The following is a 25,205-nucleotide window of genomic DNA, read 5'->3' on the forward strand; positions in this document are numbered from 1 at the left end:
GCGGGCGAGGCAGAAAGCCATTATTTCATTTTAGGCTCGTAAGGCAGGCGGGAGAGGTTCACCGACGCCAGGCGATGCGCGATAAGACGCTCGCGAAACCAGTCGCGCAAATGCTCAGGCTGTTCGCGCTCTACGGCTTCGGCGATGACCGGCATATTGTAGCGCTCTTTAAACGCCACGCCGGAAGCCGCCAGATCGACGTTCACTTTATCCATCTCTTCCTGCGGAAGTAGGGCAAGGTTCTGGTTCATGGTGTGCTCCTCTTAATCGCCGTGAAGGTACTGCGCCGCGCGCCGGATGACAAGCCTTATGTGGCGGGATGTGCCTTCCCGGCTCGACTTGCCATTAGCGCGAGGGTATTCTTGCGACTGATTTATAATAAAAAGGAATGAATAATATGGCACCTTTTGCCGCACGTTTTTGCCGTGCGCTGGCGCTTGTCGCCGCCGTCATGACCACGCCCGCCGTACTGGCGCATGCGCACCTTAAAACGCAACAGCCCGCCGCGAACGCGACGGTTGAGGCATCGCCCGAGGCGCTGACCTTAACCTTTTCCGAAGGCATCGAGCCTGCGTTCAGCGGCGTGACGCTGACCGGACCGGATGGCAAAAAAACGGATACCGGCGCGGTCAAACGCGCGCCGAATGATGATAAACAGCTGGTCGCGCCGCTTGCCGCGCCGCTCGCGAGCGGCGAGTACCAGGTGCAGTGGCACGTGGTGTCGGTGGACGGTCATAAAACCAAAGGCAGCTACCGGTTTAGCGTGAAGTAACGCCGTGCTGGAAAGCGTTTATGTCGCGCTGCGTTTCGTCCATGTTGCCGCGCTGATGCTCGGCGCGGGCGGAGCGCTGTTCTGCGCGTGGCTGGCGCCTGACGCGCTCGGACGGCATCTCGCGCAGCGCCTGCGCGCGCTCTGGCGCAGTGCCGCGCTGGCGGCGGTAATCAGCGCCGTAGCGATTTTCGCGGTTCAGGCGGGACTGATGGGCGACGGCGCGGCGGACAGTCTGCGCCCGGCTATCTGGCTGGCGATGCTATCGACGCGCTTTGGCGCGGTGTGGCTGTGGCAAATCCTGCTGGCGATCGTGACGCTGCCTTGCGTCTGGCTGGCGGCGCGGCGCAGTGGACTGCTGCTTGTCTTATTTTGCGCGCAGCTCGTGTTGCTTGCGGGCGTCGGGCATGGCGCGATGTACGAGGGGCTGACCGGCGCGCTCCAGCGGCTCTGTTATGCGCTGCATGTGCTGTGCGCCGCCTGGTGGTTTGGCGGGCTCGTGCCGCTCCTGATGCTGATGCGCGTTGCGAAAGATGCGCCGTGGCGCGCGGACGCCATCACCGCCATGATGCGTTTTTCACGCTACGGGCACGTAGCGGTGGCGGGGGTTATCGCGACAGGTATCATCAACAGCATACTGATCCTCGGCATGGTCTGGCCCTTTGAGAGCGGCTATGTCCGGATGCTGGCACTTAAGATTGCGCTGGTGGCGGTGATGGTGGCTATCGCGCTAATTAACCGCTATGTTCTGGTGCCGAAATTTTCACGTCAGGCGACGGCGCAGCGCCGGTTTATCCTGATGACAAAACTGGAGGTGGCGCTCGGTGCGCTGGTGCTGCTAAGCGTCAGCCTGTTCGCCACCTGGGAACCTTTTTAACTGGTGAGAAAGAAATGAAGAAATCGCTGCTTGCGCTGCTGATGCTCTCCTGTTCCGGCATGGCTCTCGCCGCGCCGCAGATTATTACGATCAGCCGCTATGAGATAGGCAAAGACAAATGGGCGTTCAACCGTGAAGAGGTGATGCTCGCGTGCCGTCCGGGCGATGCGCTGTTTGCTATCAATCCCAGCACGCTGATGCAGTATCCGCTGAACGACATCGCTGAAAAGCAGATGGCGCAGGGGAAAGTGACCGGCCAGCCGATTTCAGTCATTCAGATTGACGATCCGGCGCATCCTGGGCAGAAGATGAGCCTGGCGCCGTTTATCGAGCGCGCGCAGAAACTCTGCTAATTTCCTGCCACGCATAAAAAAACCGCAACAGCGCAGCAAGGCGCGTTGCGGTTTTTCTTTTTTATGACGTTCTTACCGCTTTTTGCTGCGAGTTTGGTCGCAGACTGGAAAAGCTGGTGTCGTCATCTATTCTTAAAAGGCAAGGCGACTGAGCCTGCATTAATGCCAACTTTTAGCGCACGGCTCTCTCCCAAGAGCCATTTCCCTGGACCGAATACAGGAATCGTATTCGGTCTTTTTTTATATGCTTATTTTAAAAGGTGTTTTTCGCGATTAACACGAAAACTCCCGAAAATTACTCGAACATTCCATATCCTGTCTAAACCATAACATACTCAGCACCGCGCGCGTCCAGGTATTTTTTGGTCATTGTTAAATTCTTATGGCCGAGCAACCTCTGTGCAAATTCCTTCCCATACTCAACTTCATCTCGCCTGCCTGCGAGACTCCTTGGTGGCACACTCAGCTTGGCCGCCTGAACAGAGGTATTAGGCTCACCTCAGAACGATACAGATGCAATCTGCGCTATGGCCGCAGGCCTTTCCATAATAACGGAATAGGTGAAGCAATTAAGTGATGAGCGGGAGGGAAAACACTTTAAGCCTCTCCTTGTTACTCCGGAACGAACTGAAATATGTGCACTTCGGGAAAAGTTGCAATGTGCTGAAACGGAAAGCAATATTAAAAAAACTACCGCATCCTTGTTATCGGCTTCTCTGAACAGCTCCCATTAATCGGGATACCCAGGCGTATAATCCTGTAGCCATTCTCTGCTATGTCTTCGGGGTTCATCCGGCAGCTACAAGCAATGAAAAAACTGATCTGAAAACCCGACGGACCGTATTACGAAGCCAGATGACTGAGCTGCATGGCATTAGCCATGAGTACAGCCGGCAGAAGGCGCGTTGCCACCATGCAACCTGGCGAGGCTATCAGATAGGGCTCTGGCTTATTGGAAGACTCACTGAAGAATGCGTGGGTGCCGGTAATATGGTGCATAAGCGTCAGTGATGCAGCCCACGCAATAGCGGATTACATCATTGTGTATTACAGCATCCTGAAGCCACACGAATAGAGGGGATACCGCCAAACGCATCGGAAAAAAGATACCGGAAGAACTCAAAAGCGGTGTAAGTTTTAGTTAACCGCCACATGATAGTGCGGATGACATTTTTTGGACATAAAAATGGTGAGGAATAATCTTTTCGTAGCGATAGATTAATTACTGCTATTGGTTTATATTCCTCTTCAAAAATGGAGGGGGTATGATTAAGCTTGGTCATTATAATTATATAGATTTTTCACGAGGCGTGGCAATCCTGCTTGTTATCATGGTACATACAGGTCAGCATGTTAGCGGTTTCGATGGGTTTTTAAAAAAAATAACCTCATGGGGGCAAATGGGAGTGCAGTTATTTTTTGTGGCTTCTGCTCTTACTCTTTGCATAAGCTGGCATTCAAGGGGGAATGAGAGAAGGAAAGGGTTGAAATTCTTTATAAGAAGGTTTTTTAGGATTGCCCCTTTATATTATTTGGGAATCGTTTTTTATTTTGCTCTGTCATGGGTGGATTCCAGGTATATGGAAGGTTATTTTGCCAGGAACTTTAACTATACGCCATCAAGAGTGATGGATAATATGTTTTTCCTGCATGGATTATCTCAGCGCTCTAACAATAATATTGTTCCTGGTGGGTGGTCTATTGGGGCCGAGTTTTTGTTCTATTTTTCTTTCCCAATTATCATGATGGCATCAACTGTAGTTTTTAAGCGGAATGGTCTTTTAAAAATATCACTGTGTATGTTCATAATAAGTTTGGGTTGGTTTTTGTATGTCAGCACCAGACATGGGAGTTATATATTAAATAGTTATTGGTACTATAACGTTCTTTCTCAACTGCCAGCGTTTGCGTTTGGTATGCTGTTGTATATCACATTGTATAAAATAAACTTTAAAATTAACAGCAAATTATATTGTGCGATGGCTTTATTAGTTGTTGTGTCTATTTGTATTTTTAATGCTCAAAAAAATGGCGCACTGATTTGGCTGAATATTTCCATAGCTTCATCGGCCTTCTTCATGATTATTCTGGTAGTGAGTAAATTAAATCTTAGGGTTTCACTTATTGAGAATATTGGAGTTGTATCATACTCCATGTATATTTCTCATTTTGTCCTGGTCTGGTTCTTTGTTCCTGTCCTTTCCAGGGAAATTGAAGGTTACGTAAATGGTGCTATTTCTTTTTGTGTTATGTATTTGATAACGGTTTTTGCTGCATACTTTATATCGAAAATGTTATATAAGTATGTTGAAAGCCCTTTTATAAAGGCTGGTAAGAATATTACAAAAAAAATTGATTCTTTCACCAAGTGATATGACATATTAATGTGGGAGAGGTGAGGTTGCTATCTCAACTTACACAGAATACTGGGAAACAAATAGATGACAATGTTTTGAGCTTAAATGGATTTAAAAGAAAGTTTTGATGATATTGAATGGGATCATGGCAATGACGCCAAGAGTTTGCGTGAAGCGAATGCGATGGTGGCGGCCTATGGTATGAGCGGGCTGCATGTGGCTCCAGCGTTACAAAGCCGTCATACTGAGGGGAATGCGATTGATATGAACATTTCGTGGTCAGGCGATCTGCATATCATCGACAAAGATAATAACGCTGTCATTATCAGAACACCGCCGCGAGATGGAATGAATACAGAACTCCATCAGGTAGGCAGAAATTATAACGTGATAAAATATCATGGTGGTGCTCGGGACAAGCCTCACTGGTCATCTGATGGGAGATAACATGAAAAAAATAATGATGATGGTAATGGCTTTTTTGTTGATAGAAGGATGTACCGCAGTACAGGCTGAACCCGTACAAGCGGATGTGAAAGCTTTTCAGGATAACGCTGATGAATGCCAGCACTTTGCTGGTGAATGGGACAGCACGTTATCTAAAAGCCGGCAAAAGGAAATTGAGGCAGGCGTAGATAAATATTGTACAGCGGCGCGTCAGCAACAAGAGCAACTAAAGAAAAAATATAAGGGAAATCATCAGGTAGAACAAATTCTTGCTAAGTACGATCTCTGAATGAGCGTACTCGCATAGTATTATTCGCCTGCGTTTCTGAGGCGACATCATATAACGGGATGTCGCCAGTTAATGACTTCGCGTCAAGTCTTCAGCATAACGTTTATTCACGCTCTGGTTGTGCTTGTTACTTTCTGCTCCCTTCTCAATATCAGCCAGAACTATCTCTAAATCATGAATTCATGTTGAATAAGGTCATCCCGCTCTTTCGTGAAGGAAGCGACCATCCTTTCTTAAGTGCGCAGAATTTTTGCCCACCAAATCTGGTGGATTTGTGAGAGCGAACCGGTAGCACGCTAAGGGATGGAGTATAGTGGGAGAAGGAAAACAAGGAGTTAATCCCATGAATCCGTTTATCTACGTTTTTGGCCTGCTTCTGACACTCGACGCGCTGCGTGAACTGGCCGGCGCCTCATCCGTTATGGGGCTGTGGTAAACCGGCCTGACGCGTGCAGGGCTATTTATCGTGCTTGCAGCTAAACAGCCAGAGCATAAAAATCGCCGCCACCACGCATCCGATAAAACTGACGATAGCTTCGTGAGTAAAAATGTTCACAGGACACCTCCCGACGTTGCTTCTCTTAAGCATAGAACATCCGTAGCCGGGTAAGCGTTCTGCCACGAATTAATGAGACAACGGCTATTTTACATGCGGTATTTAGTTACAACATACTTTTGGTTGGTGCGATGGGCGCAGGGACAACACGTCAGCGAGAGGATCGCCGGGTAAAGTGCCATACGGCATGGCGCGCAGCGCTATACTTGCCTGATAACCAGAGGAGCAGGCGATGTATCAGCGAATCGACGGCGCGGCGTGGCGGCATATATATATCGTGGGCGATCTGCACGGTTGTTTGCAGGCGCTGGTCAGCGCGCTCAGGCGCGAACGTTTTGACCCGCGCGTCGATGCGCTGATTTCGGTCGGCGATGTCATCGATCGCGGCCCCGACAGCCTGGGCTGTCTGCGGCTTATCGGTAAACGCTGGTTTTTTGCGGTGCGCGGCAATCACGAAGCGATGGCGCTGGAGGCGCTCGACACCGGCGATAACGCGCTGTGGGCGATCAACGGCGGCAGCTGGTATTTCGGGCTCTCTGACGTGGCGAAACAGGAGGCGCAGACGCAGCTCGCCAAAGCGCGCGAACTGCCGCTGGTGATTGAGCTACAAAGTCACGACAGGCTAATCGTAGTGGCGCACGCCGATTATCCCGCGTCGCACTATGTATGGGAGCAAACGCTTGATGAGCACGCCGTGGTCTGGAGCCGGACGAGAATAAACCGGGTATCGGCGGGGGAAGAAGCGTATATCCAGGGCGCGGACGCTTTTTATTTTGGTCACACGCCGCTGCGTGAGCCCCTTAGCAGCGGCAATCTGCATTACATTGATACCGGCGCGGTCTTCGGCAACCCACTAACGCTGATTTGCGTGCAGTGATCAGAAATCACTGTACTCCCGCGCCGGGCGCCAGAAGCCATCAATAAAATCTTCAACAGGGTAGCAACCCCCATGGCGCATCCGTTGCTCATCCATCGCTTTCAGACACTGCTGTTCCGTATTGAACACATCCACGACGATGTCATCGCAACCGCCATCCAGATAACAAACAAATAAAACCAGAGCGAACATGGCGTCCTCTGAGTGACAACGTTTGGTATAAGTGTAGGAGAAGCGAGGGGGAAGGGAAAACCGAAGGTTCTGAATCAGAGGGCGTAAATAAATAACCCGCCTTCAGCGACGGGTTCTTTTTGAATCAGGCAAGGCGCATGATCCAGGCATCAGCTTGTTGGTCGTAATGTTCGCGGTATAGCACAGAGTGTTCGCCGTTCAGGACGGCCGGAATACTGGTTTCGGCGTCCCAGGCATCAAGCTGCATGCAGAGATCCGGATCCGATTTACAGGGAATGCTCAGTTTGCGCTCGCCAGGCGCGTTGCCGTGCAACTCTGCATCATCTATCTCGAAAGTGCCGATTTTTACGCTGGTTTTTGACATAACGTTCTCCCTCAGACAGTACACAGGTGGTATGACCAGTCAGGCCCCACCGTTAAGCGTAGTCCAAAGCGCAAGAAATGCCAAAAATGCGTTGATGATTTTTTGCACGCCTTACAGCGGCGCGCCGAACAAGACGCCGTCGCGCACCAGCTCGCGCGGATAACTGTTCTTCAGACGGCTACCCACTTTTTTGGCAAGCCCCAGCGGCTGATGCTGGAAAGTGACAATCACGTCATCGGTGTCCGGCACTGTCTGCGGCCAGACATCGCGCCCACGATACCACTCCTGAGCCTCTTCGGCGGTCAGCTCAAAGGCCAGTGGGTTATCGCTTCCGGCCAGCGCCACCACGGCTTCATGCTGCCAGCGATACCCTTTATTATGGACCTCAGCCAGCCGAATGCCAGTGCGTGAAAAGCGCACCTTGCCGATGAAGGGCGTAAACGCCTGCGGGAAAAGCCAGATCTCTTTATCGCGCTGCCACAGGGCCAGCGTCTCGTCCCAGGCGAGCCCGACCTTGCTCGCCGCGGTGATGACTGCCTGCGCTTCACGGGTTTTCATCGGCGCGAAGGGGAAGGCGCCCACTTTGTAGGTCGGCGCGGGCAGCGGCTCGACGCCCGCGGTTTTACGCAGTCGTGCGACAAAAAAACCTTCGCAGTCGTAAATCTGCGGGAAGACATGCAGAAAGCCTTCTTCAGTCAGCGCCGCGTCGGCGCCCGGGAAGAGCGCTTCAAGCGAGAGCACTTCCACGGCCTGCGGGTAGCGCGCCAGCAACCAGCGCACCGTCTCCTGGTTCTCTTCACGGTTTAGCGTGCAGGTGGAGTAGACCAGCGTGCCGCCGGGGGCGAGCGCATGGAACGCGCTGTCGATAAGCTCGCGCTGGGTGGCGGCGATTTCCTGATTGCTTTGCGGCGACCAGTTGCGCAGCGCATCCGGATCTTTTCTGACAACGCCTTCGCCGGAGCAGGGCGCATCCAGCAGAATGGCGTCGAACTGTTCCGGCAGCGCGGCGCCGAAAACGCGGCCGTCAAAATGAGTCAGCCCGACATTGCGAATGCCGCAGCGGCTGATATTCGCATGCAGCACTTTAACCCGGCTCGCGGAGTATTCGTTGGCGAGAATAAAGCCCTGGTTTTGCATCAGCGCGGCGATCTGCGTGGTTTTTGAGCCGGGCGCCGCCGCCACGTCCATCACCCGCGCGGGCGCGTTGTTGTCGGCGAACAGCGCCGCCACCGGCAGCATGGAGCTTGCTTCCTGAATATAAAACTGGCCGCTTAAGTGCTCGGCGGTGCTGCCGAGCGGCAGCGCGTCTTCGTCCTCGCGTTCGATCCAGAAGCCTTCCGGGCACCACGGCACCGGCGTTAACTGCCAGCCATAAGGCGCGACCTGCGCAAGAAACGCCTCAACACTGATTTTCAGCGTGTTGACGCGGATGCTGCGACGCAGCGGGCGCTGGCAGGCGGCGATGAAATCGTCCATCGCAAGCCCGGCGGGCATCGCGTCACGCATAACATCAAGGAAAGCTTCAGGAAGGCAGACAGAACCGGGTTGCGCCACGGGATACCTCAGCGGGCAGAAAAAGAGGGCGCGAAGTGTAACACAAACGCCCCGGCGTGACACCGGGGCGCGGGCGTTAACGGGGAAGGGCGGTGCCCCACTGACGCCACTCTTTCGGCTCGCCATCCTGCAGCAGGAAGTGCTTACCGGCCTGCGCTTTCGGCGCGAGCGGCGTTTCGGGCGGGGTGGCGAACGCGATGCCGCCGCGAATGAACTGGTTAAACGTGCCGGTTTTCACCACGCCGCCCACCAGCCCGAAGTTCAGGCTGTAGCCGGAGGCGAGCCAGAACACCGAATTCTCGCGCACCAGGTGCTGATAGCGCTTGCTGATGCGCATCGCCACCATCACGCGGTCAGACATGCTGCCAAGCGACAGCCCGGTCACCGTGCCCACTTCGATGCCGCGGAACAGCACCGGCGTGCCGATATTCAGCGAACCGGCTTCCGGCGCTTCCACAGTAATGCTCAGGCCGTCGAGGTAGCGGGAATCGGTTATCGTCGCTTCCTGCAGTTCAAAACTACGACGTCCCGGCCCGCGGCCTGGCTCAACGTTGATATAGGGTTGCAGGATGGTGTCGAGATTCTCGACGCCCGCGGCGGAGATCTGCGGCGTGACGACCGAGAACCGCGTGCCGGCGCGCGCGAAGGTATTTACATATTCGGGGTAGAGCACCGCCGTTGCCTGCACCTCGTTGCGATCGGTGAGGAGCTTCAGCGATTCAATCTGGCCGATGTTAATACCAAGATAGCGAATGGGCATGTCCGGCGCGATCTTCCCGGCATCAAACGCGTGCAGCGTTATCTGACTGCCCACCGCGCGGGCGGCGGTTTCCGACGGGTAGAGCGTGCGCTTGTCTTTTTCGCCAAGGCCTGCGCTGGCGCCATTGAGATTATCAAAGCTGATGGCGCCTTTGAGCGCGCGGGAGAGCGGCGAGGCCTGTACCGTCAATCCGCTGCCGTTGAGCTGCACTTTCGCGCCGCCTTCGGCCCAAAAGACGCTGTTCGGCGTGAGCAGCTTGCGGTACTCCGGTTTGATATGCACTTCGATATCAAAGGCGTCGGCGCGCGGGCGCACGGTAATGACTTCGCCCACCTCGAATTTACGGTACAACACCACCGACCCGGCCTGCACGTCCGGCAGGCTTTCGGCGGTCAGCGTCAGCGTCGTGGTTGGCATGTCGCTTAAACTGTTTTCGACTGCTTTCTCCAGATTCGCGTAGAGCGGATAGTCGTTTTTCATCTCGCCTTTAGCGCCCGGCAGCACGCGAATACCGCCGCTCAGCCATTCGCTGGCGCTGGCGCCGAGAAACTCCACGCCATCGAGACCGACTTTCACATCCACGCGGCTGTTCACCACAAATTTACTGTCGCCTTTGAGCAGCTCGCGGTACTGCGGATCAATCGCTACCGCGAAGCTGACGCCTTTGGCCGTCAGCGAGCGCTCCAGCACCTGGCCTATCTGAATGCCGTGCAGGATCACTGGTTGGCCGGCGTCGATGCCGTAACTTTCCGGCGCGTTCAGCGTCAGCGTCAGCACGCCCGGCTTTTGCAGCGGCGTTTTGTCATCCGGCAGAACGACAAAATGATTACGCGGCTGACCTTCGCCCGGCACCAGCTCCAGCGTACTGCCCGTCAGCAGCGTGCTGATTTCCGGATTACTCAGCGAAATTTTGGGGCTGTGCATCTCAATGCGTGTGCCGTCGCGCAGCAGGTTCACCACGCTCGGATCGACCGTCAGTTCGCCGGTGACCGCGCCGCCAGGATTGAGATTGAGTTTGGTGAGCGTGCCCACTTCAAGCCCCTGATACATCAGCGGGGTGGCGTTCTCTTTCAGACCTTGACCGCCGGGCAGATCGAGCTTCACAAGCACGCCGCGCTGGCTGTGGGCGAGATCTTCATACAGCCCGAAGGTGTCGTTTTGATCGGCATGGGCGGAATCCGCCGGCGAGTCAAAGGCGATGGCCCCGTTGACCAGCGCCGCCAGGCTCTCCAGCTCCACTTTGGCGCCGCTAAGCCCGATGTTGGTTTTCACGCCGGAGACGTTCCAGAAGCGACTGCCTTTTTTCACCAGATTGGTGAAGCGCCGCTCAATGATAACGTCGATGGTGACGCCCTGTTTATCGGTGTTAATCGAGTAGTCATACACCCGGCCGACCGGGATTTTACGGTAATAAACCAGCGAGCCGCTGTTGAGCGAGCCGAGGTCCGGCGCGTGCAGATGAATCATCAGCTCGCCGGTATTCAGACGGTATTTCGGCTGGGTATCGAGCGCCCGGAAGTGGTCGCGCGGCTCGCCTTCGCCCGGCATCATGCCGATATAGTTACCGCCTACCAGCGCATCCAGCCCGGACACGCCTGCCAGCGACGCTTTGGGCGTCACCAGCCAGAACTGCGTCTGGTCGCGCAGCGCGTCCTTCATGTCGTTCTTGATACTGACCGTGACTTCGATTTTATTCAGATCTTCGCTCAGGCGAATATCCTGTACGGTGCCGACTTCGACGCCCTGATAGCGCACCGGCGTGCGCCCGGCCACGATGCCGTCGGCGGACATAAAGTCGATAGTCACGGTGGTGCCTCGCTCCTCGTAGGTGGTCCAGATAAGCCAGCACGCTATCAGCAACGCGATAACGGGCAGGATCCAGAACGGGGAGATGCGACGTTTTGTTTTAATTCGCGCTTCAGTCTGTGAAGCGGGCGTTTCCTGACTCATGTGCGTCCCAAAGTAAGCGGCTGTCCAGCCATTCAACAGCAAGAATAGTCAAAATCACCGACGCGCCGAAATAAAACGCCGCCGGCCCCATGACAAACGACAACAGCTGGTCACGGTTGACCAGCGACATCGTAAGAGAAATCACAAACAGATCGAGCATCGACCAGCGGCCAATCCAGGCCACCAGGCGTAACATCAGCACGCGCGCACGCAGGCCCTGCTGACATTTAAAATGAATGCTGACTAAAAGCGTCAGCAGCACCAGCACTTTGGTGAACGGCACCAGAATACTGGCGATGAATACTACGCCTGCCACCAGAATATTGCTCTGCGCCAGCGAGATGATACCCGACATGATCGTATCTTCCTGGCGCGAGCCATTGATATAGATAATGGAGATCGGCAGCAGGTTAGCGGGCAGCAGAAAGACCATCGAGGCAATCAGCGCCGCCCAGCATTTCTGCAAACTCTGACGGCGACGGCGGCGCAGCGGAATATGGCAGCGCGAGCAGCGCCCGCGGTTATCCGGCACGCCAGTATAGTGGCAGCCGAGACAGACGCGGAGATCCTCGTGATAGCGCGTGGCGGGGCGCTGGGGATAAAACCGCTCCCAGAGCTCTTCAACATTCAGATGAATCAGCGTCAGCACGCTCAACACCACCAGCGCCACAAACGCGAGCAGCCCGATGCCCGGCTCAAGCCAGGCGTATTCGCGGACTTTGATGGACGCGACGCCGATGCCGACCAGGTAGATATCCAGCATCACCCATTCCCGCAGTCGCTCCAGCATCAGCAGCACCGGGCGCAGATTCATGCCGAGAATATTGCCGAACCAGAGATAGGCGATGGCGGCGACCAGCGTCGCGGGCGCACCCACCGAGCAGAACAGCACCATTGCGGCGGTGATGGTATCGCCCTGGCGCGTCATCTGCCAGATGCCCTGGAAAAGGTTGGCGTCGATGCGCGTGCCGAGCAGATACAGGCGCAGCAACGGTTCGCTATACGCGAAGGGCATCAACAGCAGCATGGTGATGGCCATCGCCGCCAGCCGGGTTAATGACCAGTCGCGCCCGTCGCGAATTTTTGCATCGCAGCGCGGGCAGTGCGCAGTCTGGTTCGACTTCACCACGGGCAGCATAAAAAGGATATCGCATTGCGGACAACGCTGATAATGTGCCATCGGCAACGGCTCGCCGATGGCGTGAATGTTCAGTTTTTTGCCAGAAGAAAGCTGTTGAGTTTTGAGTGCCATGTGCGAAGCATGTTTTTATATGATTCTGTTATCGTAACTCATGAAATGATTAATCTTGAGCATGAGCGCATTTAATGCTTATTTTAGTAGGCTGGCAGAGTAAGTAAGACAACAAAGCGATCGGATTAATGAACAAAACACAATTTTACGCGGAACTCAATCGCGATTTTCAATCCCTTATGGCAGGGGAAACCAGTTTTCTCGCGACGCTCGCGAATACCAGCGCGCTGCTCTTCGAACGCCTTGAGGGCGTGAACTGGGCGGGTTTTTACCTGCTCGAAGACAAGACGCTGGTGCTCGGCCCGTTCCAGGGCAAAATCGCCTGTGTGCGTATCCCTTACGGCCGCGGCGTATGCGGTACAGCGGTCGCCACCGGTGAGGTGCAGCGCGTGGATGACGTGCATGCGTTCGACGGCCATATCGCCTGCGACGCCTCCAGCAATGCTGAAATCGTACTGCCGCTGCGCGCGGGCGGACAGGTTATCGGCGTTCTGGATATCGACAGCACCGTCTTTAACCGCTTCGACGCTGAGGACGAGCAGGGGCTGCGTACTCTGACAGAACAGCTTGAAGCCGTTATCGCCGCCACTGACTTTAAAAAATTCTTTGCGCCAGTCGCATGATAAGCAACGGATAACGTGGCATTTACGGATGGCGTCATTATAATGACGCCTGTTCATGCCTGCGGCTTGTTGGCAACATCCGTTGTAATCAGGAAATTTCATGGAAAATCAACCTAAGTTGAATAGCAGTAAAGAAGTTATCGCCTTTCTGGCCGAACGTTTTCCGCAGTGTTTTAGTGCTGAAGGCGAAGCGCGTCCTCTGAAGATCGGCATTTTTCAGGATCTGGTGGAGCGTGTTGAGGGCGAAATGAACCTCAGCAAAACGCAACTTCGTTCCGCATTACGTCTTTATACGTCGAGCTGGCGCTATCTTTACGGCATCAAACCCGGTGCCACGCGCGTCGATCTCGACGGCAACCCGTGCGGCGTTCTGGAAGAACAGCACGTAGAACACGCCCGCAAGCAGCTTGAAGAAGCGAAAGCCCGCGTTCAGGCGCAGCGCGCCGAGCAGCAGGCGAAGAAACGCGAAGCGGCAGGCGCTGAAGGCGAAGAGAACGGCGCTGCGCGTCGTGAACGTAAGCCGCGTCCGGCTCCGCGTCGCCAGGAAAACGCCGAGCGCAAACCTCGCGCCGCTAAACCTGCCGCCGCCAAACCATCGCGCCCTGCGCGTGAAGAGCGCCATACTCCGGTGTCTGACATTACGGCGCTCAGCGTCGGCCAGGCCATCAAGGTCAAAGCAGGCAACAACGCGATGGACGCCACCGTGCAGGAAATTACCAAAGATGGCGTCCGTGTACAGCTGACTTCTGGTATGTCGATGATTGTACGCGCAGAACATTTATTGTTCTGAAACGGAGGTCAACCAGGGCATGAACACTTTTTTTAAGCTTACCGCCGTCGCCGGCCTGCTGCTGATGGCGGGTCAGGCGTTGGCCGTGGATGACATTACCCGTCCTGACCAGATCCCGGTTCTGAAAGAAGAGCCGCAGCATGCCACTGTTAGCGAGCGCGTGACCTCAAGGTTCACCCGCTCTCACTACCGCCAGTTCGATCTTAACGAAGCTTTCTCCGCCAAAATCTTCGATCGTTACCTCAACCTTCTCGACTACAGCCATAACGTGCTGCTGGCGGGGGACGTTGAGCAGTTCGCGAAGAAAAAAGGGCAGATTGGCGATGAACTGCGTAGCGGCAAGCTTGATGTGTTTTACGATCTCTACAATCTGGCACAGCAGCGCCGTTTTGAGCGTTATCAGTACGCGCTGAAAGTGCTGGAAAGACCGATGGATTTCACCGGTAACGATACGTTTGATATCGATCGCAGCAAGGCGCCCTGGCCTGCCAGCGAAGCGGAGTTGAATAAACTCTGGGACGGCAAAGTCAAATATGACGAGCTGAGCCTGAAGCTGACCGGTAAAACCGATGCGGAAATCCGTGAAACGCTGACCAAGCGTTATAAATTCGCGATCCGCCGTCTGGCGCAGACCAACAGCGAAGATGTGTTCTCGCTGGCGATGACCGCCTTCGCGCATGAGATTGACCCGCATACCAACTATCTCTCGCCGCGCAGCACCGAGCAGTTCAACACCGAAATGAGCCTCTCGCTTGAGGGCATCGGCGCCGTTCTGCAAATGGACGATGACTATACCGTCATCAACTCCATGGTCGCGGGCGGCCCGGCCGCGAAAAGCAAGGCGATAAGCGTTGGCGATCGCATTGTCGGGGTAGGCCAGGTCGGTCAGCAGATGCAGGATGTGATCGGCTGGCGCCTGGACGACGTCGTCGCGCTCATCAAAGGGCCAAAGGGCAGTAAAGTACGCCTTGAAGTTCTGCCTGCCGGTAAAGGCACCAAAACCCGCATCGTGACGCTGACGCGCGAGCGCATTCGTCTCGAAGATCGCGCGGTGAAGATGTCGGTGAAAAATGTCGGTAAAGAAAAAATCGGCGTGCTGGATATCCCTGGCTTCTATGTTGGTCTGACCGATGACGTGAAAGTGCAGCTCCAGAAGCTTGAGAAGCAGAATGTGTCGGGCGTGATCATCGACCTGCGCTCAAACGGCGGCGGTGCGCTGACGGAAGCGGTTTCGCTCTCCGGTCTGTTTATTCCGTCTGGCCCGGTGGTGCAGGTGCGTGATAACAACGGCAAGGTGCGTGAAGATCGCGACACCGACGGCGTGGTGTATTACAAAGGTCCGCTGGTGGTGATGGTCGACCGTTTCAGCGCCTCGGCGTCTGAGATTTTCGCCGCCGCCATGCAGGATTACGGCCGCGCGCTGATTGTCGGCGAACCGACCTTCGGCAAGGGCACCGTGCAGCAATACCGTTCGCTGAACCGCATCTACGATCAGATGCTGCGTCCTGAATGGCCGGCGCTGGGTTCCGTGCAGTACACCATCCAGAAATTCTACCGTGTTAACGGCGGCAGTACCCAGCGTAAAGGGGTCACGCCGGATATCATCATGCCAACCGGCAATGAAGAGACGGAAACCGGCGAGAAATTCGAGGATAACGCACTGCCGTGGGACAGCATCAATGCGGCGACGTATGAGAAATCCGGCGATCTGAAGCCGCTCGGTCCTGAGCTGCTGAAAGACCACAACGAACGTATCGCGAAAGATCCAGAGTTCCAGTACATCATCAAGGATATTGCTCGTTATAACGCCATGAAAGATAAGCGTAATATGGTTTCGCTTAACCTTGCCCAGCGTGAAAAAGAGAACCATGAAGATGATGCAACCCGACTGGCGCGTATCAACGATCGTCTGAAGCGTGCGGGCAAACCGCCGCTGGCGAAGCTTGAGGATCTGCCGAAGGATTATCAGGAGCCCGATCCGTATCTCGATGAAACGGTGCATATTGCCCTTGATCTGGCGAAGATGACCAAAGAGAAAACGGCGCAGCCCGCTGATCCGCAGAAGTAAAACTCCCCAACCGGCGCCCTCTGAGGCGCCGGTTTTTTTAGCGACGTGTTTAGCCCCGTCAGCGAAATGCTACAAAATGTAAAGTTTCGTATTTTTAGAGACTTGCCAGCCTCTGATGCTTGAAAACGCCGTGCGCGCCCCTACGATGTGTGTAATCGCATACTGCGTATTGTTAAACCGAGGTAAAAAGAAAATTATGATGCGAATTGCGCTTTTCCTGTTGACTAACCTGGCCGTCATGATGGTGTTCGGTCTGGTGCTCAGCCTGACAGGGATCCAGTCAAGCAGCGTGACGGGCCTTCTGATCATGGCGCTGCTGTTTGGCTTCGGCGGCTCGATTATTTCGCTGCTGATGTCCAAATGGATGGCGCTGAAATCGGTGGGTGGTGAAGTTATTGAAGCGCCGCGTAATGAAACGGAACGCTGGCTGATGGATACCGTGGCGCAGCAGTCGCGCCAGGCTGGCATCGCCATGCCACAGGTAGCTATCTATCATGCGCCGGATATCAACGCGTTCGCCACGGGCGCGCGTCGCGACGCCTCGCTGGTGGCGGTGAGTACCGGCCTGTTGCAGAACATGAGCCGCGATGAAGCGGAAGCGGTTATCGCGCATGAAATCAGCCACATCGCCAACGGCGACATGGTCACCATGACGCTGATTCAGGGCGTGGTGAACACTTTCGTGATTTTCATTTCGCGTATCATCGCGCAGGTGGCGGCAGGTTTTCTCGGCGGCAACCGCGACGAAGGCGAAGAGAGCAACGGCAACCCGCTGATTTACTTTGCGGTGGCGACCGTGCTGGAACTGGTGTTTGGTATCCTCGCGAGCATTATCACAATGTGGTTCTCGCGCTACCGTGAATTCCACGCTGACGCCGGCTCCGCGAAACTGGTGGGCCGCGAGAAGATGATTGCGGCGCTCCAGCGCCTGAAAACCAGCTACGAGCCGCAGGAAGCGAGCAGCATGATGGCGTTTTGCATCAACGGTAAATCGAAATCGCTGAGCGAACTGTTCATGACGCACCCGCCGCTGGATAAACGTATCGAAGCGTTGCGTAGCGGTGAATACCTGAAGTAATCGCATACTTGATAACGTCGAAAGCGCGCCTGAGGGCGCGCTTTTTTTTGGGCGTCAGAAGCCGCTTGCGTTTTTTTTACGTCTGTCCGGCAGGCGCTAAGCGCTTGATCCGCCGCTGAAGATATATCCTGAGCGCTAATCAGGTTTTATGTCGCAGAATTTTCATGCGCGAGCACAGATACATTGCGGCGCCGTCGCCCGGAATTTATAATAAAAACCGGTTCTGATTTTTATAAAACAAATGCGATCGAGGTGATCAATGGCAATCGCAGACTTAGATAAACAGCCTGACTCCGTCTCTTCGGTGCTCAAGGTCTTTGGTATCTTGCAGGCGTTGGGTGAAGAGCGGGAAATTGGTATCACCGAATTGTCGCAGCGCGTCATGATGTCAAAAAGCACGGTTTACCGCTTTTTGCAGACCATGAAATCTCTGGGCTATGTCGCTCAGGAAGGGGAGTCAGAAAAGTATTCTCTGACGCTCAAGCTCTTTGAGCTTGGCGCCCGTGCGCTACAGAATGTCGATCTGATCCGCAGCGCGGATATCCAGATGCGTGAACTGTCACGCCTGACAAAGGAAACGATTCACCTGGGCGCGCTGGACGAAGACAGCATTGTCTACATCCATAAAATCGACTCGATGTATAACCTGCGCATGTATTCGCGCATCGGTCGCCGCAATCCGCTCTACAGTACCGCTATCGGTAAAGTGCTGCTGGCCTGGCGCGACCGCGACGAGGTACGACAGATCCTCGAAGGCGTCGAGTATAAACGCAGCACCGATCGCACGATTGTCTCCACGGAGGCGCTGCTGCCGGTGCTGGATCAGGTCCGTGAACACGGTTACGGCGAAGATAACGAAGAGCAGGAAGAAGGGCTGCGCTGCATCGCGGTGCCGGTATTCGACCGCTTTGGCGTGGTGATCGCGGGGCTGAGTATCTCTTTCCCGACGCTGCGTTTCTCCGAGGAGCGTCTGCACGAGTATGTGGAAATTCTGCATACCGCCGCGCGGAAAATCTCCGAACAGATGGGTTATAACGATTACCCGTTCTGATAAAAGCGCCGCAGCGGGTCTGCGGCGTTTTACTGTGTCGCGTTAGCTGTTATCCACGACGGTTTCGCTTTTACGCAGCACCGGGCAGGCGGTAATGCCGATGATCCCGGTGTCAGAATGGATGAACTGCGCGTTGACCACCTGTCTCGCTGTCAGATAGCGGCACTGCAATCCTAAGCCCGCGGCATTCTCATGACTGCCAATCAACACTCCATAACCGCTAAAAAGCAGCGCAACCCAGGCCACGACGACGAGTGCGGCGATACGAATCAAATAGCGCATAACGGCTCCGTTTGTTTACGTTCAGGCGTACAGCCTGCCGCGCCTGCCGCTTCGTCGCAAGGAGAGGATTCCGTATTAGGTGACTTAACGTTACAGTGATATTTGGTTTAAGGTTTCCGTGATAATTTGGCCCCGTAGATGCCGTAACGGAGAAGGTAGTGAAAAAATTCAGATGGGCTATTTTGCTGGCCGTGCTGGTGGCCTGTTTATTGCTGTGGACGCAGACTATCAATGTGATGTGCGATCAGGACGTTCAGTTTTTCAGCGGCATTTGCACCATCAATAAGTTCATTCCCTGGTAACGCGTCAGTCAGGCGATGCCCTTACGCCGCAGCGGTGGTAAGATAGCGCGTTTCCTTGAGGTGGTTAGCATGAACGATATTGTAAATTCTGGTGCTTTAAACGTCGCCTCCCTGGCGATTTCTCTCTTTGGCGCTCTCGTGGCGCTGGTGGCCTGGTTTTTTATTAACCGTGCAAGCGTGCGCGCAAACCAACAGGTTGAACTGCTGGAAGCGCTGCTTGAGCAGGAAAAGCGCCAGACGGCGCTGCTGCGCCGTCTGTGCGACGCGAACGAGCCGGAGGCGCAGACGCCTGCCGCCACGCCCGCGGCGACGCAGGATGACGACGACGGTTTCGTCCGCCTGGTGGCTGAGCGCTAATCGCCAACGCCCCGGAGGTGATGAGCATGGTCTGGAAGAATCCCTGGTACGATCCCACGAAAGCGCATCACCGCCCTGACGGCTTTTGCAACACGCAGGAGGTCGGGCATCAGCCCGGCGATTTGCGCCGCTGGCAGGATGAACGCAAAGCCCAGGGGCTGCCGCACCCGCCCGGTGGCGGGTACGACGCGTTTATCCGACAGTGGTGGCAGCCAGCGGTTATTGAGGGCGAAGAGGACGGCGTCTGGTGGCTCGGCCACGCCACGCTGCTGATTCGTCTCAATGGCCGTTATATTCTCACCGATCCCCTGTTTTCCCGCCGCGCTTCGCCGGTGAGCTTTTACGGCCCCGTCCGTAAAACGCCGTTGCCGCTGGAGCTTGCCCGCCTGCCGCGTATCGACGCGGTGCTGATTTCACACAATCATTACGATCATCTGGACAACAACACGGTACGCCGCCTTGTGAAACGCTTCCCTGACGCGGCGTTTTTTGTGCCGCTGGGCCTGAAAGGGTGGTTTGTGAAGCGCGGCATCCGTGACGTTACTGAACTCGACTGGTGGGAGAGCCAGTCCTGGGGTGACCTGCGCATGACCGCCGTGCCGGCGCAGCACTGGAGCATGCGCACCCCGTGGGACCGAAACCGTTCACTGTGGTGTGGTTGGGTCATTGAAAGCGTCTCGCAGCGTTTCTGGTTCAGCGGCGACAGCGGTTATACATCTGAGTTGCTGGAAATTCCGCGCCGTCTGGGGCCGCTGACGGGCGCGGCCATTCCCATCGGCGCCTATGCGCCACGCTGGTTTATGGCGCCGCACCATATGGATCCGCAGCAGGCGGTCGGGCTCTGGCAGGATGTTGGGCGCCCGCTCGCCATTCCCATCCACTGGGGCGTGTTTGAGCTGGCGGATGAATCGCTGGATGCGCCGCCTGCCGAGCTGATAAGCGCCCTTGCCGAACGAGGCGAAAAAGCGGAAACGTTCGCGCCGCGCCGTATCGGACAATATTTATCGCTGACGACGAATAAGCCCGAGTAAGAATATATCTGGCGGGTTAAAGTCGCTTCTGCAAGATGATTTATTAATCACTTTGCCTTATTCCGCTTGCCTCTTTTTGAGGCAACTTTCATTAAAATGTCATTATTTTGGTGCAGAAAGAAATTATCTTGTACAAGCTTTTTTGATTTGTACATTGTTTACTGCCGTCAGGCTGTAATAAAGCCTCGTTAAAATGAAGTTTAACCACATTTATGAATAAGCTTTTGCAGAAATAATAACAGCGCGGAAAATAACCCGATTGCTTTCCCGTGTCGCCTGGACGAACCGAAGTTATTGAGCTACTGTTAAAAAGTGCATTCTGGCTGTAAGCCAGAACCGGGCGGCGAGGTAACCTCTACAGGGCTTCGCGTGCCCGTTCTGTGCTTTATTGTCAGTGACATAGCGATCTGTTGAGGAATCTGTGCGACAGATCGTGCAGCGTATAAAAATGGCTTGCCATTGGTTACGTTGTATGTGATAACAAGTTTTGGGTTAAACGAGGTACAGTTCTGTTTATGTGTGGCATTTTCAGTAAAGAAGTCCTGAGTAAACACGTTGTCGTTGAATACCGCTTCTCTGCCGAACCTTATTTTAGTGCCTCAAGCAGTAATGTCTCTGTTTTATCTAAGTCAGCGCCTGCGGGCGAACAAAACAATTGAAGGAATTTGCGAAATGGCAAAGATTAAAGGTCAAGTTAAGTGGTTCAACGAATCTAAAGGTTTTGGTTTCATTACTCCTGCTGACGGCAGCAAAGATGTGTTTGTACACTTCTCTGCAATCCAGGGTAATGGCTTCAAAACTCTGGCTGAAGGCCAGAACGTTGAGTTCGAGATTCAGGACGGTCAGAAAGGTCCGGCAGCTGTTAACGTAGTTGCTATCTAATCGCACTTAAACTGACCCGGTGCCTTGTTTCCACCGGCCAGCTATTTTAAAGCCCCGCCCACTGGCGGGGCTTTTTCATTCATGACGCGTATCAGCGTTTCCCCGCTCGCCGAATCACGTTAAACTTCGCGTTTTGCGCTGTTCCGGAGTCGTCATGTCGTTTATCTGCCCCCTTTGCCATTTGCCATTACAGGCGCAAGCCAGAAGCTTCCGCTGCGCCAGCAACCATCAGTTCGATATCGCAAAGGAAGGGTATGTGAATCTTCTCCCGGTGCAGCATAAGCGCTCGCGGGATCCGGGCGACAGTACCGAAATGATGCAGGCGCGCCGCGCGTTTCTTGACGCCGGCCACTACGCGCCGCTGCGCGAGCATACCGCACAACGGCTGGCTGAGAATCTGCCGCAAAGCGGCGCGACGCTGCTGGATCTTGGGTGTGGGGAAGGGTACTACACCAGCGCCTTCGCGGCGCTTACCGCCGCCCACGGCGGGCAGAGCTTTGGGCTTGATGTGTCGCGCAGCGCCATCCGCTTTGCCGCGAAGCGTTACGCCGATATCGCGTTTTGCGTGGCATCCAGCCACCGGTTGCCGTTTCCGGATGGTTTTTTCGATGCCGTCGTGCGGATCTACGCGCCCTGCAAAGCCGAAGAGCTGGCGCGCGTGGTGAAGCCCGGTGGCGTTGTAGTGACCGTCACGCCTGGCCCGCGCCATCTTATCCAGCTCAAAGGGCTTATCTATGATGAGGTGCGGTTGCATGCGCCGAATGAGGAGTCGCTCCACGGCTTTACGCTCGCTGAGGAGCAGGCGTTACGTTATGAGATGAGCCTGAACGGCGAAGAGGCGACGACGCTTTTGCAGATGACGCCATTCGCGTGGCGCGCGCGCCCGGAAGTGTGGGAGACGCTGCGCGCGCAGGGCGCGTTTCGCTGTGAAACGGATTTTTGCCTGCGGGTCTGGCGACGCGAGGTTTAGCCCGCGAAGTGGCTCCAGAGGATCTGGCAGCCGATACCGATAAGCACCACGCCGCCCAGAATTTCGGCCCGTTTGCCAAGCAGCGGGCCGATAAAGCGACCGACCATCATACCGAGCGTTGACATAATCAGCGTGGCGCAGCCGATGGCGAGCGCGGTTTTCACAATATCGACCTGAAGAAAGGCGAGGCCCACGCCGACCGCCATCGCGTCAAGGCTGGTGGCGAACGCCGTGGTCACCAGTAGCCAGAAGCTGTGGCGACGGATTTTTTCAGGCGTTTCATCACACCCACGCACGCCCTCGATAATCATTCGGCCGCCGAGAAATACCAGCAGTACAAATGCTATCCAGTGGTTCCAGGTGAGGACAAACTGCGTAGCCAGCAAGCCCAGCAGCCAGCCTACCAGCGGCGTGATCGCTTCGATAACGCCAAAGATCAGGCCCGTACGGAGCGCTTCGGAAAATTTCGGTTTATGGAGCGTGGCGCCTTTGCCGATGGAGGCCGCGAACGCGTCCATAGACATGCCGAAGGCGAGAAGCAGGGTTGCGGAAAGATTCATATTGAGGTCCTGACCGGGATCACCATATACACGCCGACCGCCCCCAGTAAACAGCGGCCGCGTGCCTATGGTCTCGCCTGACTGAAAGGGCTTCAGTCCGTACGCGCCACGTTTTGCAACGAGTATGTTGACGCGTACATTTCCTTAAGGAAATTGGCTACTCCCCAATGACGGGCGCAACCTTACCATATTCCAGACGGCAAAGACAATAATGAGCGAATAACCTTTTGGTTATAAATGAGAATGGTTTTCGCTTAATGGCAGGACGTGACGGAGTTGTTAAGAATTAAAGAAAAGCAGCGTATAAAAATATAGCACGGGCTATAAGCATGGTTATTTTTTACCCGCAAAAATAGCCTGTGCTATATTTTTTAACCTATTGATTGTTAATCATAAATTGATAAATCTTCTCCAGGTCATCGATATTTTTAACGCGGATAAGCAATCTGCGCCTTGCTAATTGCATGACCAGAATGCCGTCTTCAGATAAATTCATCGCTTTAATCTGGTCATATTTCACCCAGCCGCCGGCAAAGAAAAAACCTTCACGTTTAAAGCGTAATTGCGGCTCTCTGAGCCAGAAAAGATAAATCGCGACTAACGCCAGCGCACCCAGCAGCCAGGTGGTGAGCAGCGCGCCGTGCGAGGCGATGTTCTGCCAGATAAGAATGGCGACCAGGCCGGTGAAGATCAGGCTGTCGGCACGCCCGCGTTTTAGCAGCGGTACGCGCAGCAGGGTATTCCCGTGGCGACGCTCGGTTCCCCACTGGTCATATATGGCCCAGCCCAGCAGCGCGATAATAAAAATGACCAGAACTCCATCAGTCAGCGTCATGCCGTCTCCCTTAAATAAAAAAGCCGGGAGCCACTGGCCCCCGGCGCATAACATTAACCGTTACTGGCCGAGCAGGCCGACCGCGTAACCGGCAATACCAATCACGAAGAACCCAACGATAATCCACAGCGGGTTCACTTTCCTGCGCAGCAGCCACATACAGGCGAAGGTGAGCAGCAGCGGCACCAGGCCCGGCATCAGCTGGTCAAGGATAGTCTGCACCGTGGTGACTTTTTCCGTGCCGTTCTGGTCGGTGATGCGCGATACCACCAGTGGAATGTTCACGTGCGTCCACTTGTTAACCAGCGCCCCCATCACAAACAGACCGAGAATTGACGCCCCCTCGGTCAGTTTTTGCAGGAAGCCGCCGCCCATATCTTTAACGATATCGACGCCTTTACGGTAGCCGTACGCCACGCCGTAGTAGCGCGTGGCGAGACGCACCAGGTTAAACAGCACGAAGAACAGCAGCGGGCCGAGCAGGCTGCCGCTCATGGCGATACCTGCGCCGAGCGCGGCGAACACCGGACGTACCGTACCCCAGAAAATCGGGTCGCCGACGCCTGCCAGCGGCCCCATCAGGCCCACTTTGATACCGTTAATCGCGCCGTCGTCGATCTCCGCGCCGTTGGCGCGCTGCTCTTCCATCGCCAGCGTCACGCCGAGCACCGGGGCCGCCACATACGGATGCGTGTTGAAAAACTCCAGATGGCGTTTAATGGCCTGACGACGCGCCTCGTTGTTTTCCGGATAGAGGCGGCGGATCGCCGGTATCATCGAGAAGCAGAAGCCGAGCGCCTGCATGCGTTCAAAGTTCCACGATCCCTGGAAGAGGTTGGAGCGGATAAACACGCCGCGCACGTCGCCCGGGGTCAGTTTTTTCTCACCAGTTGTTTTAGTCATATCAACCATGTCGCTCACCTGTTAATCCAGTTCGTTATCAAGATCGTTCGCGCCAGCAGTGTGCGCGGGTGCCGCTGCGGAGCGGTTATATTTCGGGCTCAGCTGGATATAGAGCACCGCCATAACGGCGCCGATGACGCCCAGCGCCACAAGGTTGAAGTTGGTGAACGCGGCGGTAACGAAGCCGAGATAGAAGAACGGCATCAGGTAGCCCGCGCGCATCATGTTGATGACCATCGCGTAACCGACCACCACAATCATACCGCCGGCGATGTTAAGGCCGCCGGTCACGACTTCCGGGATAGCGCTCAGCATGCTCTGCACTTCGCTGGTGCCGACGGAAATCGCCACGATGACTGCCGGAATAGCGATACGCATCGCCTGCAGGAAGAGGGACGAGACGTGGATCCAGGACAGCGCGGTGAGGTTGCCGCTTTCCGCCGCCTTATCCGCCGCGTGCTGGAAGCCGACGGTAATGGTACGCACGATGATGGTCAGCACCTGGCCTGCCGCGGCCAGCGGAATCGCCAGCGCGATACCGGCGCCGATGCTCTGATGCCCGGCGATAACCAGAATGGTCGAGATGATGGACGCCAGCGCGGCGTCAGGCGCCACGGCAGCACCGATATTCATCCAGCCGAGCGCTATCATTTCCAGCGTACCGCCGATGATAATGCCGGTTTTCATATCCCCCAGTACTGCACCGATCAGAGTACAGGCCACCAGCGGGCGGTGGAACTGAAATTCATCAAGCACCGATTCCATACCAGCGATACAGGCGACGATGAACACCAGCACAATCTGAAGAGTGGTAATCTCCATTGTACTTCTCCTGTGATATCAAACTTACGTGTAAAAACTGAGTAATCGTGAACC

At 55.1% G+C, this 25,205-nt stretch carries 29 protein-coding genes, 2 pseudogenes and 1 riboswitch; of the genes and pseudogenes, 19 read left to right on the forward strand and 12 right to left on the reverse strand.

Annotation, left to right across the window (positions count from 1 at the left end; translation table 11 throughout):
* Positions 1-20 precede the first annotated feature (20 nt).
* A complete protein-coding gene (locus AACV31_RS02655; protein WP_007698883.1) occupies positions 21-251 on the reverse strand; it encodes a DNA polymerase III subunit theta in 231 nt (76 codons plus the stop codon).
* 146 nt (positions 252-397) lie between these two features.
* Between AACV31_RS02655 and yobA the strand changes: the two genes are divergently transcribed.
* Genes yobA through AACV31_RS02670 form a run of 3 tightly spaced genes read left to right on the forward strand, consistent with a single transcriptional unit; the run spans position 398 to position 1,999 of the window.
* Positions 398-772 (forward strand): CopC domain-containing protein YobA, encoded by a 375-nt coding sequence (gene yobA, locus AACV31_RS02660; protein WP_105537862.1) that lies wholly within the window; start codon positions 398-400, stop codon positions 770-772.
* A 4-nt stretch (positions 773-776) separates the two neighbouring features.
* Positions 777-1,646: a copper homeostasis membrane protein CopD gene (copD, locus tag AACV31_RS02665; RefSeq protein WP_165154508.1), complete on the forward strand. Its 870-nt coding sequence runs from the start codon at positions 777-779 to the stop codon at positions 1,644-1,646.
* 14 nt (positions 1,647-1,660) lie between these two features.
* On the forward strand, positions 1,661-1,999 hold the full coding sequence (locus AACV31_RS02670; RefSeq protein WP_165154507.1) for a YebY family protein: 339 nt from the start codon (positions 1,661-1,663) through the stop codon (positions 1,997-1,999).
* Between the two features lie 319 nt (positions 2,000-2,318).
* Here the strand turns inward: AACV31_RS02670 and AACV31_RS02675 are convergent.
* Positions 2,319-2,450: pseudogene (locus AACV31_RS02675) on the reverse strand (tyrosine-type recombinase/integrase); the annotation flags it as partial.
* 814 nt (positions 2,451-3,264) lie between these two features.
* Between AACV31_RS02675 and AACV31_RS02680 the strand changes: the two are divergent.
* The 5 genes from AACV31_RS02680 to AACV31_RS02700 all read left to right on the forward strand — a co-directional run bounded on the left by AACV31_RS02680 (position 3,265) and on the right by AACV31_RS02700 (position 6,525).
* On the forward strand, positions 3,265-4,371 hold the full coding sequence (locus AACV31_RS02680) for an acyltransferase family protein (protein WP_165154506.1): 1,107 nt from the start codon (positions 3,265-3,267) through the stop codon (positions 4,369-4,371).
* 90 nt (positions 4,372-4,461) lie between these two features.
* Positions 4,462-4,803, forward strand: a complete 342-nt coding sequence (locus tag AACV31_RS02685) for a hypothetical protein (protein WP_165154505.1) — start codon at positions 4,462-4,464, stop codon at positions 4,801-4,803.
* Positions 4,757-5,092, forward strand: coding sequence for a hypothetical protein (locus AACV31_RS02690; protein ID WP_075199254.1), 336 nt, complete (start codon positions 4,757-4,759; stop codon positions 5,090-5,092). The genes AACV31_RS02685 and AACV31_RS02690 overlap by 47 nt, the downstream gene beginning before the upstream one ends.
* A 343-nt stretch (positions 5,093-5,435) precedes the next feature.
* Positions 5,436-5,528 (forward strand): KPN_01571 family protein, encoded by a 93-nt coding sequence (locus AACV31_RS02695; protein WP_004386672.1) that lies wholly within the window; start codon positions 5,436-5,438, stop codon positions 5,526-5,528.
* A 352-nt stretch (positions 5,529-5,880) separates the two neighbouring features.
* The gene (locus tag AACV31_RS02700; RefSeq protein ID WP_165154504.1) at positions 5,881-6,525 is read left to right on the forward strand and encodes a metallophosphoesterase; all 645 of its coding nucleotides are present in this window, start codon (positions 5,881-5,883) and stop codon (positions 6,523-6,525) included.
* On the opposite strand, the gene AACV31_RS02705 is transcribed toward AACV31_RS02700, so the two are convergent.
* The 5 genes from AACV31_RS02705 to yebS form a co-directional block, all read right to left on the reverse strand.
* A complete protein-coding gene (locus AACV31_RS02705) occupies positions 6,526-6,717 on the reverse strand; it encodes a YebW family protein (protein WP_007762340.1) in 192 nt (63 codons plus the stop codon). It abuts the gene before it with no gap.
* A 124-nt stretch (positions 6,718-6,841) separates the two neighbouring features.
* Positions 6,842-7,081: a YebV family protein gene (locus AACV31_RS02710; protein ID WP_007698851.1), complete on the reverse strand. Its 240-nt coding sequence runs from the start codon at positions 7,079-7,081 to the stop codon at positions 6,842-6,844.
* Between the two features lie 111 nt (positions 7,082-7,192).
* Positions 7,193-8,587, reverse strand: a complete 1,395-nt coding sequence (gene rsmF / locus AACV31_RS02715; RefSeq protein WP_242658642.1) for a 16S rRNA (cytosine(1407)-C(5))-methyltransferase RsmF — start codon at positions 8,585-8,587, stop codon at positions 7,193-7,195.
* A 124-nt stretch (positions 8,588-8,711) separates the two neighbouring features.
* Positions 8,712-11,345: a PqiB family protein gene (locus AACV31_RS02720; RefSeq protein WP_105538962.1), complete on the reverse strand. Its 2,634-nt coding sequence runs from the start codon at positions 11,343-11,345 to the stop codon at positions 8,712-8,714.
* On the reverse strand, positions 11,314-12,597 hold the full coding sequence (yebS, locus tag AACV31_RS02725; protein WP_165154502.1) for a membrane integrity lipid transport subunit YebS: 1,284 nt from the start codon (positions 12,595-12,597) through the stop codon (positions 11,314-11,316). Before yebS ends, AACV31_RS02720 begins: the two co-directional genes overlap by 32 nt.
* 128 nt (positions 12,598-12,725) lie before the next feature.
* Between yebS and AACV31_RS02730 the strand changes: the two genes are divergently transcribed.
* From AACV31_RS02730 to kdgR, 5 genes are all read left to right on the forward strand, one after another.
* Positions 12,726-13,220, forward strand: coding sequence for a GAF domain-containing protein (locus AACV31_RS02730; RefSeq protein ID WP_105538964.1), 495 nt, complete (start codon positions 12,726-12,728; stop codon positions 13,218-13,220).
* Positions 13,221-13,320: 100 nt separating this feature from the next.
* Positions 13,321-14,010 carry an RNA chaperone ProQ gene (proQ, locus tag AACV31_RS02735; protein ID WP_007762325.1) on the forward strand — a complete coding sequence of 230 codons (690 nt, stop codon included), beginning with the start codon at positions 13,321-13,323 and terminating at the stop codon, positions 14,008-14,010.
* A 19-nt stretch (positions 14,011-14,029) separates the two neighbouring features.
* Entirely contained in the window at positions 14,030-16,078 is a 2,049-nt protein-coding gene (prc, locus tag AACV31_RS02740; protein ID WP_105538966.1) for a carboxy terminal-processing peptidase, read from the forward strand.
* Between the two features lie 196 nt (positions 16,079-16,274).
* Entirely contained in the window at positions 16,275-17,156 is an 882-nt protein-coding gene (htpX, locus tag AACV31_RS02745; RefSeq protein ID WP_007762316.1) for a protease HtpX, read from the forward strand.
* Positions 17,157-17,415: 259 nt separating this feature from the next.
* Positions 17,416-18,207, forward strand: a complete 792-nt coding sequence (kdgR, locus tag AACV31_RS02750) for a DNA-binding transcriptional regulator KdgR (RefSeq protein WP_007762313.1) — start codon at positions 17,416-17,418, stop codon at positions 18,205-18,207.
* 42 nt (positions 18,208-18,249) lie between these two features.
* Here kdgR and AACV31_RS02755 read toward each other — a convergent pair whose 3' ends face one another.
* Entirely contained in the window at positions 18,250-18,489 is a 240-nt protein-coding gene (locus tag AACV31_RS02755; RefSeq protein WP_007762310.1) for a YobH family protein, read from the reverse strand.
* A gap of 158 nt (positions 18,490-18,647) precedes the next feature.
* Between AACV31_RS02755 and mgrB the strand changes: the two genes are divergently transcribed.
* From mgrB to rlmA, 6 genes and pseudogenes are all read left to right on the forward strand, one after another.
* The gene (gene mgrB / locus AACV31_RS02760) at positions 18,648-18,791 is read left to right on the forward strand and encodes a PhoP/PhoQ regulator MgrB (protein ID WP_007698804.1); all 144 of its coding nucleotides are present in this window, start codon (positions 18,648-18,650) and stop codon (positions 18,789-18,791) included.
* A gap of 69 nt (positions 18,792-18,860) precedes the next feature.
* The gene (locus tag AACV31_RS02765; RefSeq protein ID WP_007762308.1) at positions 18,861-19,148 is read left to right on the forward strand and encodes a YebO family protein; all 288 of its coding nucleotides are present in this window, start codon (positions 18,861-18,863) and stop codon (positions 19,146-19,148) included.
* A 20-nt stretch (positions 19,149-19,168) separates the two neighbouring features.
* Positions 19,169-20,179 (forward strand): MBL fold metallo-hydrolase, encoded by a 1,011-nt coding sequence (locus AACV31_RS02770; protein ID WP_105538967.1) that lies wholly within the window; start codon positions 19,169-19,171, stop codon positions 20,177-20,179.
* Positions 20,180-20,694: 515 nt separating this feature from the next.
* A pseudogene (locus AACV31_RS02775) lies at positions 20,695-20,836 on the forward strand (DUF2627 domain-containing protein); the annotation flags it as partial.
* 15 nt (positions 20,837-20,851) lie between these two features.
* Positions 20,852-21,061: a transcription antiterminator/RNA stability regulator CspE gene (gene cspE / locus AACV31_RS02780; protein WP_004386688.1), complete on the forward strand. Its 210-nt coding sequence runs from the start codon at positions 20,852-20,854 to the stop codon at positions 21,059-21,061.
* Positions 21,062-21,215: 154 nt separating this feature from the next.
* Positions 21,216-22,031 (forward strand): 23S rRNA (guanine(745)-N(1))-methyltransferase, encoded by an 816-nt coding sequence (gene rlmA, locus AACV31_RS02785; protein ID WP_165154501.1) that lies wholly within the window; start codon positions 21,216-21,218, stop codon positions 22,029-22,031.
* On the opposite strand, the gene mntP is transcribed toward rlmA, so the two are convergent.
* The 4 genes from mntP to AACV31_RS02805 form a co-directional block, all read right to left on the reverse strand.
* Entirely contained in the window at positions 22,028-22,591 is a 564-nt protein-coding gene (gene mntP, locus AACV31_RS02790; protein WP_007762297.1) for a manganese efflux pump MntP, read from the reverse strand. The genes rlmA and mntP overlap by 4 nt on opposite strands.
* A 5-nt stretch (positions 22,592-22,596) precedes the next feature.
* Positions 22,597-22,769, reverse strand: a riboswitch (yybP-ykoY riboswitch).
* A gap of 198 nt (positions 22,770-22,967) precedes the next feature.
* Positions 22,968-23,426, reverse strand: a complete 459-nt coding sequence (locus AACV31_RS02795; protein WP_075199262.1) for a DUF986 family protein — start codon at positions 23,424-23,426, stop codon at positions 22,968-22,970.
* Between the two features lie 60 nt (positions 23,427-23,486).
* Positions 23,487-24,338, reverse strand: a complete 852-nt coding sequence (locus tag AACV31_RS02800) for a PTS mannose transporter subunit IID (RefSeq protein ID WP_007762290.1) — start codon at positions 24,336-24,338, stop codon at positions 23,487-23,489.
* Positions 24,339-24,350: 12 nt separating this feature from the next.
* Positions 24,351-25,151: a PTS mannose/fructose/sorbose transporter subunit IIC gene (locus tag AACV31_RS02805; protein WP_146379116.1), complete on the reverse strand. Its 801-nt coding sequence runs from the start codon at positions 25,149-25,151 to the stop codon at positions 24,351-24,353.
* Positions 25,152-25,205 lie beyond the last annotated feature (54 nt).

Origin of the sequence: Cronobacter sp. EKM101R (genome assembly GCF_963888145.1) — a bacterium.
In the GTDB taxonomy this organism is placed as follows: Bacteria; Pseudomonadota; Gammaproteobacteria; order Enterobacterales; family Enterobacteriaceae; genus Cronobacter; species Cronobacter turicensis.